The 14,146-nt window shown below is 36.7% G+C and carries 14 protein-coding genes; 13 read left to right on the top strand and 1 reads right to left on the bottom strand.

Annotated features, from left to right (window positions below; genetic code table 11):
• Positions 1 to 4 precede the first annotated feature (4 nt).
• Positions 5 to 937 (top strand): osmoprotectant ABC transporter substrate-binding protein, encoded by a 933-nt coding sequence (locus tag N0K80_RS02615; protein ID WP_146342861.1) that lies wholly within the window; start codon positions 5 to 7, stop codon positions 935 to 937.
• Entirely contained in the window at positions 930 to 1,592 is a 663-nt protein-coding gene (locus N0K80_RS02610; RefSeq protein ID WP_284143995.1) for an ABC transporter permease, read from the top strand. The genes N0K80_RS02615 and N0K80_RS02610 overlap by 8 nt, the downstream gene beginning before the upstream one ends.
• A gap of 40 nt (positions 1,593 to 1,632) precedes the next feature.
• On the opposite strand, the gene N0K80_RS02605 is transcribed toward N0K80_RS02610, so the two are convergent.
• Positions 1,633 to 1,965 (bottom strand): hypothetical protein, encoded by a 333-nt coding sequence (locus N0K80_RS02605; protein WP_269023685.1) that lies wholly within the window; start codon positions 1,963 to 1,965, stop codon positions 1,633 to 1,635.
• A gap of 181 nt (positions 1,966 to 2,146) precedes the next feature.
• On the opposite strand from N0K80_RS02605, the gene gmk reads away from it, so the two are divergent.
• The 11 genes from gmk (at position 2,147) to N0K80_RS02550 (ending at position 14,123) form a co-directional block, all read left to right on the top strand.
• Positions 2,147 to 2,767 (top strand): guanylate kinase, encoded by a 621-nt coding sequence (gene gmk, locus N0K80_RS02600; RefSeq protein ID WP_057973443.1) that lies wholly within the window; start codon positions 2,147 to 2,149, stop codon positions 2,765 to 2,767.
• Positions 2,764 to 2,979: a DNA-directed RNA polymerase subunit omega gene (gene rpoZ, locus N0K80_RS02595; protein ID WP_057973444.1), complete on the top strand. Its 216-nt coding sequence runs from the start codon at positions 2,764 to 2,766 to the stop codon at positions 2,977 to 2,979. The genes gmk and rpoZ overlap by 4 nt, the downstream gene beginning before the upstream one ends.
• Before the next feature lie 113 nt (positions 2,980 to 3,092).
• Positions 3,093 to 4,295: a bifunctional phosphopantothenoylcysteine decarboxylase/phosphopantothenate--cysteine ligase CoaBC gene (gene coaBC / locus N0K80_RS02590; RefSeq protein WP_269023684.1), complete on the top strand. Its 1,203-nt coding sequence runs from the start codon at positions 3,093 to 3,095 to the stop codon at positions 4,293 to 4,295.
• Between the two features lie 30 nt (positions 4,296 to 4,325).
• Positions 4,326 to 6,752, top strand: coding sequence for a primosomal protein N' (priA, locus tag N0K80_RS02585; protein ID WP_269023683.1), 2,427 nt, complete (start codon positions 4,326 to 4,328; stop codon positions 6,750 to 6,752).
• A gap of 14 nt (positions 6,753 to 6,766) precedes the next feature.
• Entirely contained in the window at positions 6,767 to 7,714 is a 948-nt protein-coding gene (gene fmt, locus N0K80_RS02580) for a methionyl-tRNA formyltransferase (protein ID WP_269023682.1), read from the top strand.
• Complete coding sequence (gene rsmB, locus N0K80_RS02575; protein WP_057973448.1) at positions 7,711 to 9,063, top strand: 16S rRNA (cytosine(967)-C(5))-methyltransferase RsmB; 1,353 nt, start codon at positions 7,711 to 7,713, stop codon at positions 9,061 to 9,063. Before fmt ends, rsmB begins: the two co-directional genes overlap by 4 nt.
• A 15-nt stretch (positions 9,064 to 9,078) precedes the next feature.
• Positions 9,079 to 9,825 (top strand): Stp1/IreP family PP2C-type Ser/Thr phosphatase, encoded by a 747-nt coding sequence (locus tag N0K80_RS02570; RefSeq protein WP_269023681.1) that lies wholly within the window; start codon positions 9,079 to 9,081, stop codon positions 9,823 to 9,825.
• Positions 9,822 to 11,822 carry a Stk1 family PASTA domain-containing Ser/Thr kinase gene (gene pknB, locus N0K80_RS02565; protein ID WP_269023680.1) on the top strand — a complete coding sequence of 667 codons (2,001 nt, stop codon included), beginning with the start codon at positions 9,822 to 9,824 and terminating at the stop codon, positions 11,820 to 11,822. The genes N0K80_RS02570 and pknB overlap by 4 nt, the downstream gene beginning before the upstream one ends.
• A 102-nt stretch (positions 11,823 to 11,924) precedes the next feature.
• Positions 11,925 to 12,812, top strand: coding sequence for a ribosome small subunit-dependent GTPase A (gene rsgA, locus N0K80_RS02560; protein WP_057973451.1), 888 nt, complete (start codon positions 11,925 to 11,927; stop codon positions 12,810 to 12,812).
• Positions 12,813 to 12,822: 10 nt separating this feature from the next.
• Complete coding sequence (gene rpe / locus N0K80_RS02555; RefSeq protein ID WP_057973452.1) at positions 12,823 to 13,473, top strand: ribulose-phosphate 3-epimerase; 651 nt, start codon at positions 12,823 to 12,825, stop codon at positions 13,471 to 13,473.
• Positions 13,470 to 14,123, top strand: coding sequence for a thiamine diphosphokinase (locus N0K80_RS02550; protein WP_269023679.1), 654 nt, complete (start codon positions 13,470 to 13,472; stop codon positions 14,121 to 14,123). Before rpe ends, N0K80_RS02550 begins: the two co-directional genes overlap by 4 nt.
• Positions 14,124 to 14,146: the final 23 nt, after the last annotated feature.

Genomic DNA, 14,146 nt, shown 5'->3' with positions numbered 1-14,146 from the left:
TAACATGAAATTAACGATAAAAAAAATACTTGTTAGCTTAAGCCTTCTGTTTGTTGGCGTAAGTTTATCAAGTTGCGGGTTTCCTGGTTTAACAGATGGATCTCAGTCGACAATTAAAATTGTGGCACAATCGACGACGGAATCTCAAATTATTGGTTCAATGCTGCAACAATTAATTGAACATGAATCAGATAATAAAGTAGAACTAATTAATAATTTAGGTTCTGGTACGTTAAGTTTTAATGCACTTAAAAATGGTGATGCAGATGTATCATCGGCTCGTTATACAGGAACTGATTTAAGCGCCGTGTTGAATAAACCGGTCGTAAAAGATACTGTTAAGGCTAATAAGATGGTTAAAGAGGGCTTTGAGGATAGATTTCAAATGAAATGGTTTGATACCTTAGGTTTTGCTGATACATATGCCTTTATGGTTACGCAAGAAACAGCTAAAAAATATAATTTAAAAACAGTTTCTGATTTAAAGAAAATTGAATCAGAATTAACTGTTGGTGTTGATGCTAACTGGATTAGTCGGATTGGTGATGGCTATGATGGATTCCAAAAAGAATACAATATTAAATTTGGAAACATTTATCCCATGCAGATTGGGTTAGTTTATAGTGCGCTTGCAAAAGGTAAAATGGATGTTGTGTTGGGCTACTCAACGGATGGGCGAATTAAAAGTTACGATTTGAAAATATTAAAAGATGATCGTCAATTTTTCCCACCATACACGGCAAGTCTAGTCGCAAATAATTCTATTTTGAAAAAACATCCAGAATTAGGACCACTGATTAATCGACTTACAAATAAAATTGATTTGTCGACGATGCAATCGCTGAATTATAGAGTTGATAATGATTTTTATGAACCATCGGTAGTCGCAAAACAATTCTTAGAGAAACATCATTACTTTGAAAAGGCGGGTGATTAATATGAATACTTTTGATCAGTTAATGTCTTATTTTGGTAATAATGGATTGTACGTTTTACAAGAATTCACACGACATTTTTTAATATCAATATACGGTGTTTTAATTGCCGCAGCTATTGGTATTCCAATTGGAATATTTATTTCGAAGCATCACCGATTAAGTGACGTTATCATTGGCGCCGCAAATGTCATCCAGACTGTGCCTTCCCTGGCAATGTTATCTATTATAATGTTAGGTTTAGGTTTGGGCGTTAATACGGTTATTGTCACTGTAGCTCTATATTCACTTCTACCTATTTTGAAAAATACGTATTCAGGGATGATTAATGTTGATCCTGGGGTGCTCGACTCTGGTAAAGGGATGGGCATGACAAGATTCCAAATTCTATATATGATTGAGTTACCATTATCATTGTCAGTTATTATGGCTGGTGTTAGAAATGCGTTAGTTGTTGCCATTGGTATTACGGCGATTGGTTCTTTCATCGGTGCAGGTGGTCTTGGAGATATTATTATTCGAGGAACAAATGCTACGGACGGTGCTGCTATTATTTTAGCAGGTGCATTACCAACTGCCCTAATGGCAGTAATTGCCGATGCAATTTTGGCACTGATCCAAAGAAAATTTGATCCAGCGACAATTAAGCGTAAATAAAAAAATGGTCATCTTCTAGTTAAATAGAAAATGGCCATTTTTATATTGAGTCAAGTAAAGCAATGTAACGAAGTTGATCATCATTAAGCAAATAAGTAACGTTGGTATATTGCGTTTTAAATATTAATTGAGCTGAGACTGGATGTCTGTATAAAGTACCACGAAGCTCTTGGAATTCTTTTTGGAATCCAGAAGGGTTTAACTGTAGAATGATCGTTTTCTTCATGGCTAAAACTTTCTCAGTAAAGAGTTCCAACTGAAATTGAGGCATTTGTGGTTTTAAAACGAAATCATCTAAATCAAAAATTTTGTGATATGAGTATTGAAGCGTTGATCCAATTGTTTGAATAGTTGTCTGCTGTTTATTTTGCATAATAAAAGTCCTCCCCGAACATTTGTTTGTATTTTTATTATACGAACAAATGTTCGATAAAGCAAGTATCAATTTAAGTTAATTTGTAAAAGCCCATTGTAGCGGATAAAGGACTTGAATAATCGACGTAAAAAGTGCATACTGTTCATTAATACTTATCTTAGAGGAGTTTACAAAATTAATGGCTAATCGTGGAATGTTGATCGTACTATCTGGTCCATCAGGGGTCGGTAAAGGAACCGTAAGAAAAGCGATTTTTGATCAAGATGACAATAAGTTTCTTTATTCGATTTCAATGACCACTCGTAAAATGCGAGAGGGAGAAGTTGATGGTGTTGACTATCATTTTGTGTCAAAAGAAGAATTTGAGAACGAAATTTCAACGGGCGGTATGCTAGAATATGCCAAGTATGTTGACAATTACTATGGAACACCGTTAAAATATGTAAATAAGATGCTTGACGCTGGTCAAGATGTCTTTCTTGAAATTGAAGTACAAGGTGCTATGCAAGTTCGAGAAAAAATTTCTGATGGCTTATTTATTTTCTTAACACCACCTGATTTAATGGAATTAAGACAGAGAATTACGGGACGTGGAACAGATGATTCTGCAACAATTGATAAACGAATGACAAAAGCCATTGGTGAGATTGATATGATGCAGAATTATGACTACGCGGTCGTTAATGATGAAATAAATGACGCTGTTGAGAAAATTCAAACAATTATAAAAGCTGAACGTTGGCGTGTAAAACGATTCTTACCTGACTATAGAAAACAATTAGGAGATGTATTTAAATGATTTTATATCCTTCAGTCGATGACTTATTAAAACAAGTAGATTCAAGATACTCATTAATTATGTTAGCAAGTAAACGTGCCCATGAATTAGACGCCGGTGCTTTACCAATGCTCTCAAGTTACAAATCAATTAAAAACGTTGGACGTGCTTTGGAAGAAGTCGTTACCGGTGATTTAATTATTGATCCAGTTGAAAAAGAAGATATTCGTTAATTCAATTAAATGAAAGGGAGTTAAGACAAGCTAATTGTCCTAGCTCCTATTTTATTTCGTAGAAAATTGATACAATAGAAACTAATATAAATTCGATATGGGGGTAACATGGAATGACATTAGAAAATAAAAAAATTGGTCTTATTATAACGGGTGGTATTGCGGCCTATAAAAGTTTAGGATTAGTTCGATCAATGATTAAACAAGGCGCAGAAGTCAGAGTTGTCATGACAAATGCGGCTACTAAGTTTGTGACACCATTAAGTTTTGAAACATTAAGTAAAAATAATGTGTTAACTGACCTTTTTTCAGAAAAAGAATCTGAACATGTTGCCCATATTGAATTCGCGGATTGGGCAGACTTAATGGTTGTAGCACCAATAACAGCAAATATGATTGCTAAGATGGCCAATGGAATTGCGGATGATTTCGCGTCAACGACGTTATTAGCAACCGAGGCACCCAAAGTTATTGTGCCTGCAATGAATGAACATATGTTAATGAATCCAGCGATGCAACGCAATCTTAGATTATTAGAACAAGACGGCGTTCAGATTATTGAACCGGAGACTGGATTTTTAGCAGAAGGTTATTCAGGCAAGGGCCGATTCCCCGAGTTGGAGACAATCATGGCGGTGGTTAATGCTAATTTTAGCGATAAAAATAAACCATTAAAAGGTAAAAATATTTTAGTTACCGCGGGTGGTACTCAAGAAAGAATTGACCCAGTTCGGTTTATTGGTAACGACTCTTCAGGTAAGATGGGGTTCGCAATTGCTATTGAAGCTCAAAAGCTGGGCGCTAACGTTACCTTAGTTAGCGGTGTAAGCAAATTACCAGATCCAGTTGGTATTACAACCATTCGAGTTAAAACGGCAGTAGAGTTATCCGAAGCAATTACTCGCCGCTTCGATGAACAAAATATTTTAATTATGGCAGCTGCAGTCTCGGATTATCGGGTTCAAAATGTAGCGGACCAGAAAATTAAAAAAGACGAAGATACGCTGACGCTAACCTTGGAAAAGAATCCAGATATTTTAAAACAGTTAGGTAAAATTAAGCAAGATCAATATTTAGTTGGATTTGCGGCTGAAACTCAAAACGGATTAATAAATGCGCAAGAAAAATTAGAAAAGAAAAATTTAAATTTATTAGTATTAAATGATGTCTCAAACGCTGCAATTGGATTTAATAGTAATGATAATGAAGTGACGTTACTTAGACCGCAGATGGAAAATATATTTATTAAGCAAACAAGTAAAAAACAAATTGCCAGAGAGTTACTCAATGTTGTTATTAGTGATTTAAAAAAATAAGCAGTTGATCAAAAGAAAGGAGGTTTTGGTATGACACAGTTCGCAAAAATTATTGTTGATGTTCCCACGATGCAAACGGACCAACCTTATACTTATTCAATTCCTGAATTGTTAACGCATCAGATTGAAATTGGTATGCGTGTTGTTGTTCCGTTTGGTAATGGAAAACGACTTGTTCAAGGATTTGTAATCGAAATTATTGATAATAATCAGTTTGATGGTGACGTGAAGGCTATTCAATCAGTTGTGGATCTTAAACCTGTTGTGAATACCGAATTGTTAGATTTATCCGCATGGATAGCTAATGAAACCTTCTCATTTCGAATTACTGCGTTACAAATGGTGTTACCAAGTGTTATGCGTGCCACGTACAAAAAAAGAATTCAGTTGATTGACGAAATAGATGAGAGTCTACAAGATAAATTATTTCAAGGTAACGATTCGATTGAATTTGATTCAGAACACATGGATGCGGAATTAATGAAAGAGTTGTTGCAACTTACGAAAGCTGGAAAAGCTGAGTTAATTTATGAAGTTGGTAACAAAGCAAAGTTTAAGATGCAACTTTCTATTCAACCCGAACTTGGATTTGAAGCTTATGAAGACATTAAAAGTGGCTTACGTAAAAATGCCAAACAACAGCATTTATTAGTTAATTATCTCCAGTCGTTAACGGAATCTAAAAATAAGTTGATACCACAAAAACAGGTTGTTAAAGAAATAGGTATAACAACAGCAACAATCACGTCCGGGGCTAAAAATGGTTGGCTCAAAAAAATTGAGACAGAAGTTTACCGGGATCCTTATAAAGATACAGTTATTGAATCAACTGGTATGCAGAAGCTGACACCTGATCAAGACATTGCAGTAGCAGCCGTTGATGAGGCGATTAAAACTGAAATAAATAAAACTTTCTTACTTCAAGGAGTTACCGGAAGTGGTAAAACGGAAGTTTATTTACAGACCATTGCGAAGGCACTGGAACTTGGTAAAACGGCATTAATGCTTGTTCCGGAAATTGCGCTGACACCGCAAATGGTAAAACGGGTCAAGTCTCGTTTTGGTGATTTGGTTGCTGTTTTGCATAGTGGATTATCTGATGGTGAACGATACGATGAGTGGCGCCGAATTGAACGCAAAGAGGCCCAAGTTGTTGTTGGTGCACGCTCAGCTGTTTTTGCGCCTCTAGATAATATTGGCGTTATTATTGTGGATGAAGAACATGAATCAAGTTACAAACAAGAAGAGACACCAAGATACCATGCAAGGGACATTGTTCTTTGGAGAAGTCAGAGACACCATTGTCCTGTAATATTAGGAAGTGCAACACCGTCACTCGAATCTCGTGCTAGGGCTCAAAAGGGTGTGTATGAGTGGTTACAATTACCACAACGTATTAATGGGCAACCGATGCCTGAAGTGACGCTAGTCGACATGAGAGAAGAAATGAAAAATACGGGTGAAAGTAATTTTTCTGAACCACTTAGAAATGAAATTACCAAACGACTTGAAAAAAAAGAACAAACGGTTCTAATGTTAAATCGTCGTGGATTTTCATCATTTGTTATGTGCAGAGATTGCGGATTTGTTTTACCTTGCCCTAACTGCGATACCTCTTTGACATTGCATATGGATACGCATACGATGAAATGTCATTATTGTGGTCATGAGGAGGGAATTCCTAAGATTTGCCCCAATTGTCATAGTCGTAAAATAAGATATTATGGTACGGGTACACAAAAAGTTGAAGAAGAACTCAAAACCTTATATCCAGAAGCTAGAATTTTACGAATGGATGTCGATACAACACGTAAAAAAGGTGCCCATGAGAAAATTCTAGCTAAATTTGGTGCTAAAGAAGCCGATATTCTATTAGGGACACAAATGATTGCAAAAGGGCTCGATTTTCCTGACGTAACGTTGGTCGGCGTGCTAAATGCTGATACGGCACTCAGTCTACCGGATTTTAGGTCGAGTGAACGAACCTTCCAATTATTAACGCAGGTGAGTGGTCGGGCAGGTCGGGCTGATAAGGAAGGACAGGTCGTTGTTCAAACCTTTAATCCGGATCATTATGCCATTCAATATGCCAAACATCATGATTATGAATCGTTCTATAGAAAAGAAATGGCCGTCCGGCACATGGAAAATTATCCGCCGTATTACTACACAATCCAGCTCACTGCGAGCTACACGGATGAAGCGGGCGCGGCTAAGAAAATGTTGGAGGCCGTTCAGTTTTTGAAACCTGCGTTGTCGGATAAAGCGATCATTCTTGGTCCGACGCCAAAATCAATTATGCGAGTTAATAATCGATTTTATTATCAAGTCGTTATTAAATATAAATCAGAAGAACAGTTAAAAGAACGATTAAGAGAATTAATGACAAAATCACAAGCCGAAGTTCGTAAAGGCTTAAGATTAACAATTGATTCTGAACCAGTAAACTTTATTTAGGTTAAGGAGAAACTATGACGTCAATTGTATTTATGGGAACACCAGAATTTTCAGCACCAATTTTAGAAAGCTTAATAGAGAACGGGTACGACGTGAAAGCTGTTATGACTCAACCGGATCGGATGGTTGGTCGTAAACGAGTTTTGACTCAGTCACCAGTGAAGCAAGTAGCAGTTAAACACGGTATTAAAGTGTTACAGCCAGAAAAATTAAGTGGTAGTGACGAAATGGCCGAAGTTATTGCGATGAAACCAGACTTTTTAGTAACAGCAGCATTTGGACAATTTTTACCAACAAAATTATTAGCGGCTGCTCAAATTGGTGCCATTAATGTCCATGGGTCACTATTACCTAAATATCGCGGAGGCGCACCTATTCAATATGCTATTATGAATGGTGAGCAAGAAACAGGTATCACTATTATTTACATGGTTAAACAAATGGATGCGGGAAACATTATTAGTCATCGAACTATTAAAATTGAAGATAATGATGATTCTGGTTCAATGTTTGAAAAATTAAGTTTATTGGGTAAAGAGTTACTTTTAGAAGCATTACCAAAATTGGTTAATGGGACGAGTGAGTCGATACCACAAAATGAAGATGAGGTTACTTTCTCTCCTACAATTAAACCAGAAGAAGAGGCACTTGATTTCACAAAGACGGCTAAAGAAATTGACTGGAAAATTCGTAGTTTAAGACCAGTACCTGGCGCATATACGATTTTGAAAGGTAAAAGAACTAAATTTTGGGATGTTACTGTTTTAGACGAAAAAACTGAATTGGCGGCTGGTCAAGTCGTTGAAGTAGCTAAGAAGTTACTTAAAATTGCGTGTGGAAATGGAACGGTGTTAGCAGTTAACGAACTCCAACCCAATGGTAAATCGAAACAAACCATTGTTGACTATCTAAATGGTAGTGGACAAGGAATAAAAGAAGGACAACAGGTGATTGATGTATGAAAACTGATTTAAAAACAACGCCCCGATTCTTAGCAGTCGATCTTTTAACGAGAGTTGCTAAACAAGGAACTTATTCGAATATTGCATTGAATCAGGTAATCAAGAATAACCATATGGAAGTTCGCGATGCGCATTTATTAACACAACTGGTTTATGGTGTTATCCAAAGACGACTAACCTTGGAATACTGGTTGGCACCATTTGTTAAGAATCCTGCCAAAATGGATAATTGGGTTCAAGAATTATTATTGAGTGCCATTTATCAAATGCACTACCTTGATAAAATTCCAACTCGAGCAATTTTTAATGAATCGATTGAAATTGCAAAGAGAAAAGGTCATGCAGGAACACGTAAATTCGTAACGGGTGTTTTACATGCCATTGAGCGCGAAGGTATTCGCCCAATTTCTGATATCAAAGATGATATTGAACGTTTGAGTATCGAAAGCAGTACACCTGTTTGGTTGGTTAATGAATTAATTAAACAAGTTGGGTTGGAGAAAACGACCCATATGTTGGCTTCAATTAATGAGGCACCTGATCAATCCGTCAGAGTGAATACAACTAAAGCGACAGTTGAAGAAGTGATTGAAAAAATGGAAGCAGAAGGCTTCGACGTTAAACGCAGTCAGGTTTCACCAGTTGGCTTATTAGTGACTAATGGATTTGCTCCCGACAGTGGCGTGTACCATGATGGCTTAATCACAATTCAAGATGAAAGCGCAATGTTAGTTGCTGACGCAATGAATATTCAACCGGGTGATAAAGTTTTGGATGCCTGTGCCGCACCTGGTGGAAAAACAACGCATATTGCATCATTTTTAGATGAATCTCTATTTGGAGAGGTTGTTGGATTAGACATTCATGCGCATAAAGTTAAATTAATTGGTGATAATGCCAGACGATTAGGTTTGTCTAGTGTTGTAGAAGAAATGGTTTTAGATGCACGTTTAATTTCAGAAGAATTTGATAATGAGTATTTTGATTCTATTCTTGTTGATGCACCTTGTTCCGGAATTGGCTTATTACGTCGTAAACCAGAGATTAAATATGAGAAGACATTGGCTGATTCAAATAATCTACAAAAAATTCAATTAGCTATTTTAGACAAAGTGGCACCAACTTTAAAGAACGGTGGTCGCTTAACTTACAGTACATGTACTATTTTGGATATTGAAAATAAAGATGTTGTTAAACAATTTGTTGAAACACATCCTGAATTCAAAGTGATTGAAACGCCAACGGCTTTAGCGTTGAAGGAAGATCGAGACGACAAAGAATTAACCATTTATCCGGATGATTATCATTCAGATGGTTTCTTCATTACATGTTTAGAAAAACAACTTTAAATTCGAGGTGTAAGTATGAAGGTTGCCTATCAAACAGATGTAGGTAGTGTTAGAGAAAATAACGAGGACTATGTTGGCGTTTTTAAAAACAAGAGTGATATTTCTTTCGTGATGGTCGCAGATGGCATTGGCGGGCATTTAGGCGGAGATGTTGCTTCGAAAATGGCCGTTTCACACATGGGGTTTCGGTTTGAAGAAACAGACTTTGGTGAACCTAGTGACGCGATTAAATGGATCACCAAAGAAGTAGAGATGGAAAATAAAAAGATTATTGAAAAATCTAATCAATATGAAGATCTTTCTGGTATGGGGACAACGATGGTATGTGCCGTCTTTTTTGAGGACAAGTTTATTGTTGCCAACATTGGAGATAGTAGAGGCTATCTATTGCGTGCTGGACAGTTTTACCAATTGACTGAAGACCACTCATTAGTTAATGAATTAATTAAACGTGGAGAATTATCAGCGGAAGATGCTAAAAATTATCCTCAAAAAAATATGATTACGAGAAGTTTAGGGATTTCTTCAGACGCTGATGCTGATATTGCGGTTAATGATTCTGAACCGGGTGACTTACTAGTTTTATGTACGGATGGCCTGACCAATATGGTTTCTGACAGTGAGATGAAAGCCGTTTTGGAAAATCCAAAAAGTCTTGAAGAAAAATGTGAAGAACTTATTCGAATGGCAAACAAAGCAGGTGGATTAGACAATATTACAGTTCTCCTAGTTAATGATAATCGACGGAGGACGGTAAAATGAAACCTGACATGATATTTAATGAGCGCTACAGAATAATTAAATCGCTGGGTGAAGGCGGTATGGCAAACGTTTATCTTGCAACTGATTTAATATTAGATCGACCAGTAGCAGTAAAAGTTTTACGAGTTGATTTAAGGGATGATCAAGATACCATCCGTCGTTTTAAACGGGAAGCTTTAGCAACAACTGAATTAGTCCACCCTAATATTGTGAGTGTCTATGATGTTGGTGAAGTTGATGGATTCCAGTATATGGTGATGGAATATGTGGCGGGATACGATTTAAAAACGTATATCACAAAACAATTCCCAATTCCATACCAAGTCGTTATTGATATTATGACTCAAATATTATCGGCCGTGGAAGTGGCCCATGATCATAATATTATTCATCGTGATCTAAAACCGCAAAACATTCTAATTGATGAAGAAGGTAATGCTAAAATTACCGATTTCGGAATTGCAGTAGCATTAGCTGATCATTCGTTGACGCAAACAAACACCTTATTAGGTTCTGTTCACTATTTATCACCAGAGCAAGCCAGAGGTAGCATGGCAACTAAACGTTCGGATATTTATTCACTTGGTATCATTTTGTATGAAATGTTAACTGGAAAGGTTCCTTTTGAAGGCGAAACAGCCGTTTCGATTGCCTTGAAGCACTTCCAAAGTGAAGTTCCATCCGTTCGTGAATTTGATCCTAGTATTCCACAATCTCTTGAAAATATTGTCCTACAAGCAACATGCAAGGTCCCACAAGATAGATTCCAGTCTGCTGAAGAGATGTCAATTGCGTTAAGTAAATCTTTATCGCAAAAAGACGCAGAAAAATGGCATCCTGAAGTATTAGTTAGCGGTGAAACGAAGGTATTACCGGTACTTGATAAGAACGCTGCGGAAGCATCAAACACGACTAAAGAACCAGAAGTAACGGCAGATAAAAAGAAAAAAATGAGTCGCCGTAAAAAATGGACTGTTGGCGTTATTATGGTTGCTTTACTGATGCTTATTGTCGGTGGGGTTGTCGTTGCTACCAGTTCGCCAAAAGAAGTTAAGGTACCCGACCTAAGTGGGATGACAATTAGCGAAGCTAAATCAAGTTTGGCAGATAAAAATTTAAAATTAGGTAAAGTTACTCGAACTAACAGCGAAACTGTTTCTAGCGGGGATATTATTAACTCCGCGCCTAAAAAGAATGAAACAATTCGCGAAGAAAATAAGGTTGATGTGATCGTGTCAAAAGGGAAATCTAAAATTACGGTGGAAAATTATGTTGGTAGTACCTATTCCGACGTTAAATCAACACTGGAAAAAGATGGATTTACTGTTGAGAAAGAGACACAACACTCGGACTCCGTAACTGAAAATGAAATTATGGAACAAGATATTTCGGCAGGCGATAAAGTGGTACCAAGTGATACCGTGATAACGTTAACCGTTAGTTCAGGGCCTGAAATGTTTACACTTAGAGATTTATCTGGTTACACGACAAAGAGTGTTCAAGATTACGCTACTGAAATCGGTGCTAGATTATCAATCAGTGAGGCTTATTCAAATTCAGTTGAAAAGGGGCAAGTTGTTAAACAATCTCCAACGGCGGGTTCGAATATGTCTAAAGGTGGTAGTCTATCCGTCACTATCTCTAAAGGAAAAAAAGAGACAACGGATGAATTCACAAGAACTATAACGGTTCCGTTTAAATCAATTGTTACGGAAAGTACAAGCTCATCTGATAAAGATAAGGAAGAGTCATCAGATGATAGTTCAAGTTCCAGCTCCAGCTCGAGTTCTTCAGAATCAAAAACGGACGAAAATGTTATTGAAGTCTATATTGAAGATAAGACACATAACATTGACACCCTGTATGAGCGAAAAACGATTACGAAGGATACTGAATTTAAATTATCATTTATTGTAGATTCCGGTAAATCAGGTAAGTACAAAATTTTACGTGATGATAAAGTAATTGCGGAAAATGGTAATGTCACTAAGAATTAAATAAAAGATGTGGTAAAATTAGGTAGAAGGTAACTTTTTACCTAATTTTTTAGTTAGCAATATAAAACGATTACATTATGTTGTCTAGAGGAGGTTGATTTATTGGTAACAGGTCAGATTAGACAATCGCTAAGTGGATTTTATGACGTTGATGTTGACGGAGAAACTTATCGAACAAGAGCTCGAGGTAATTTTAGGAATTCAAATCAGGCTCCGTTAGTTGGCGATTGGGTTGACTTTAAAGCTGAAAATAAAAAAGAAGGTTACATTCTTAGTATTCATGAACGGGAGAACAGTTTGATTCGCCCACCGGTTGCTAATATTGATGAAGCAATTGTTGTGACATCGTGTGTTGAACCAGCATTTTCGAGTAATTTGTTGGACAGACAACTAATTATGTTAGAATCGCACCATGTTAGACCCGTTTTATACTTTTCAAAGGGTGATCTTATTCCCGAAGGAAAAGTGACAGAATTAAGTGACATTATTGAAGCATATGGCAAGATTTATCCTACATTCTTTCCTTTTGGTGAAAATGAGGATGATGTGGTTAAATCGTTACAAGATACTTTTCCAGGTAAAATCGCAGTTGTGATGGGGCAGACTGGGGCCGGTAAATCGACATTATTAAATAAGATTATGCCGGAACTAGAGTTACAGACGGCTGAAATATCAAAGGCATTACATCGTGGGAAACATACAACGCGTAAAGTAACCTTGATGCCTATTGCCGGTGGATTGATTGCTGATACACCAGGATTTTCATCTTTTGACTTGTTTGATATGTCAAAAGAAGAACTACCCAAATTATTTCCAGAATTAAATGAACTATCTGTGGGATGCAAGTTCAGAGGATGCCTGCACATTAAGGAACCTAAATGTGCAGTTAAAGCAGCGCTAGAACAAGGAGAAATACTAGAGAGTCGCTATAAAAACTATTTACAATTCAATCAATTGATTGTTGATCAAAAACCAAACTATAAGAAATGAGATGACCAAAATGAAATTATCACCTTCGATTTTAAGCGCTAATTTTGCAAATTTGGAAAAGGATATTAAGGTAGTCGATCAAGCAGGAGCAGAGTACCTACATATTGATATTATGGATGGTCACTTTGTGCCTAACTTAACTTTTGGCGCAAACGTGGTTGAAGCAATTCGCCCATTAACAAAAATGGTTTTAGACTGTCATTTGATGGTTGAAAACCCAGAAACATATATTGAAGAATTTGCTAAAGCGGGTGCTGATATTATTGGTGTCCATGTTGAAGCAACAGCACATATTTTTGGTGTGATTCAACAAATTAAAAAACTAGGCGTTAAAGCTGAAGTTGTGATTAACCCAGGAACGTCATTAGAAACTATTAAACAAGTTTTACCACTTGTTGATCAAGTACTTATAATGACCGTTAACCCTGGATTTGGTGGTCAATCGTTTATTCCAGAAATGAAACGTAAAATTGATCAATTAGACCGCATTAAACAAGTTCAAAATTATGATTTTGATATTGAAGTTGATGGCGGCATTAACGACCAAACGATTAAAGAATGTCTTGAAAGTGGTGCAACTGTTGCAGTTGCCGGATCATATATTTACAATAGCGATAACCCAACTGAACAAATTAATAAGTTGAGAGAATCAACAAAATGATCCTCAATATCTTAGTTGGTGGACCTAAGGAACAGTGGCCAGACGAATTGGTTGTCGGAAATATTCAGGGTCCATGGATAGGTGTCGATCGGGGTGCATTAAGATTAGTTCAATTAGGTATTACACCAGAGTTGTCAATTGGTGACTTTGATTCAATGACTGAATCTGAATTTAAATTAGTGACACAACACAGTAGGCATACTAAAACGGCTAACCCTGAAAAGGATGATACGGATACTGAATTGGCTTTGAGAGAAGCCATTGCGAATTTTACATTTGATACAGTAATGATTTATGGTGCGACGGGTGGTCGAATTGATCATTTATTGGCTAATTTATTTTTTATCTTTAGAGAACCGTTTAACACGATGTTTGAAAAAATATGTTTAGTTGATAAGCAAAATTCAATTCGTTTTTTTAAACCGGGAAGTTACCATTTGGTGAAAGAAGACGGGAAAAAATATCTTGCATTTATTCCGTTGACTCAGGTGACCCATTTAAGTTTAATAGATGAAAAATACACGTTGAATAAAACCGATTTTGTATACCCGGTCTCGCTAGCAAGTAACGAATTTGTGGGGGATACAGGTGAGTTTAGTTTTAAATCAGGAGTCGTTGCGGTTATTCAAAGTCGCGATGATGAAAAATAGGGCAAAAAAAAAGACTTAGCGTA

The sequence above is a fragment of the Dellaglioa carnosa genome, from assembly GCF_026948345.1.
In the GTDB taxonomy this organism is placed as follows: domain Bacteria; phylum Bacillota; class Bacilli; order Lactobacillales; family Lactobacillaceae; genus Dellaglioa; species Dellaglioa algida.
The sequence above is the reverse complement of the archived record's forward strand: the minus strand, read 5'-3'. Positions and strand labels throughout refer to the sequence as shown.

Excerpts from the sequence above, each read along its gene's own strand:
- N0K80_RS02615 (WP_146342861.1), top strand. The coding sequence starts at position 5 with ATGAAATTAACGATAAAAAAAATACTTGTTAGCTTAAGCCTTCTGTTT.
- N0K80_RS02605 (WP_269023685.1), bottom strand. The coding sequence starts at position 1,965 with ATGCAAAATAAACAGCAGACAACTATTCAAACAATTGGATCAACGCTT.
- gmk (WP_057973443.1), top strand. The coding sequence starts at position 2,147 with ATGGCTAATCGTGGAATGTTGATCGTACTATCTGGTCCATCAGGGGTC.
- rpoZ (WP_057973444.1), top strand. The coding sequence starts at position 2,764 with ATGATTTTATATCCTTCAGTCGATGACTTATTAAAACAAGTAGATTCA.
- coaBC (WP_269023684.1), top strand. The coding sequence starts at position 3,093 with ATGACATTAGAAAATAAAAAAATTGGTCTTATTATAACGGGTGGTATT.
- priA (WP_269023683.1), top strand. The coding sequence starts at position 4,326 with ATGACACAGTTCGCAAAAATTATTGTTGATGTTCCCACGATGCAAACG.
- fmt (WP_269023682.1), top strand. The coding sequence starts at position 6,767 with ATGACGTCAATTGTATTTATGGGAACACCAGAATTTTCAGCACCAATT.
- rsmB (WP_057973448.1), top strand. The coding sequence starts at position 7,711 with ATGAAAACTGATTTAAAAACAACGCCCCGATTCTTAGCAGTCGATCTT.
- N0K80_RS02570 (WP_269023681.1), top strand. The coding sequence starts at position 9,079 with ATGAAGGTTGCCTATCAAACAGATGTAGGTAGTGTTAGAGAAAATAAC.
- pknB (WP_269023680.1), top strand. The coding sequence starts at position 9,822 with ATGAAACCTGACATGATATTTAATGAGCGCTACAGAATAATTAAATCG.
- rpe (WP_057973452.1), top strand. The coding sequence starts at position 12,823 with ATGAAATTATCACCTTCGATTTTAAGCGCTAATTTTGCAAATTTGGAA.
- N0K80_RS02550 (WP_269023679.1), top strand. The coding sequence starts at position 13,470 with ATGATCCTCAATATCTTAGTTGGTGGACCTAAGGAACAGTGGCCAGAC.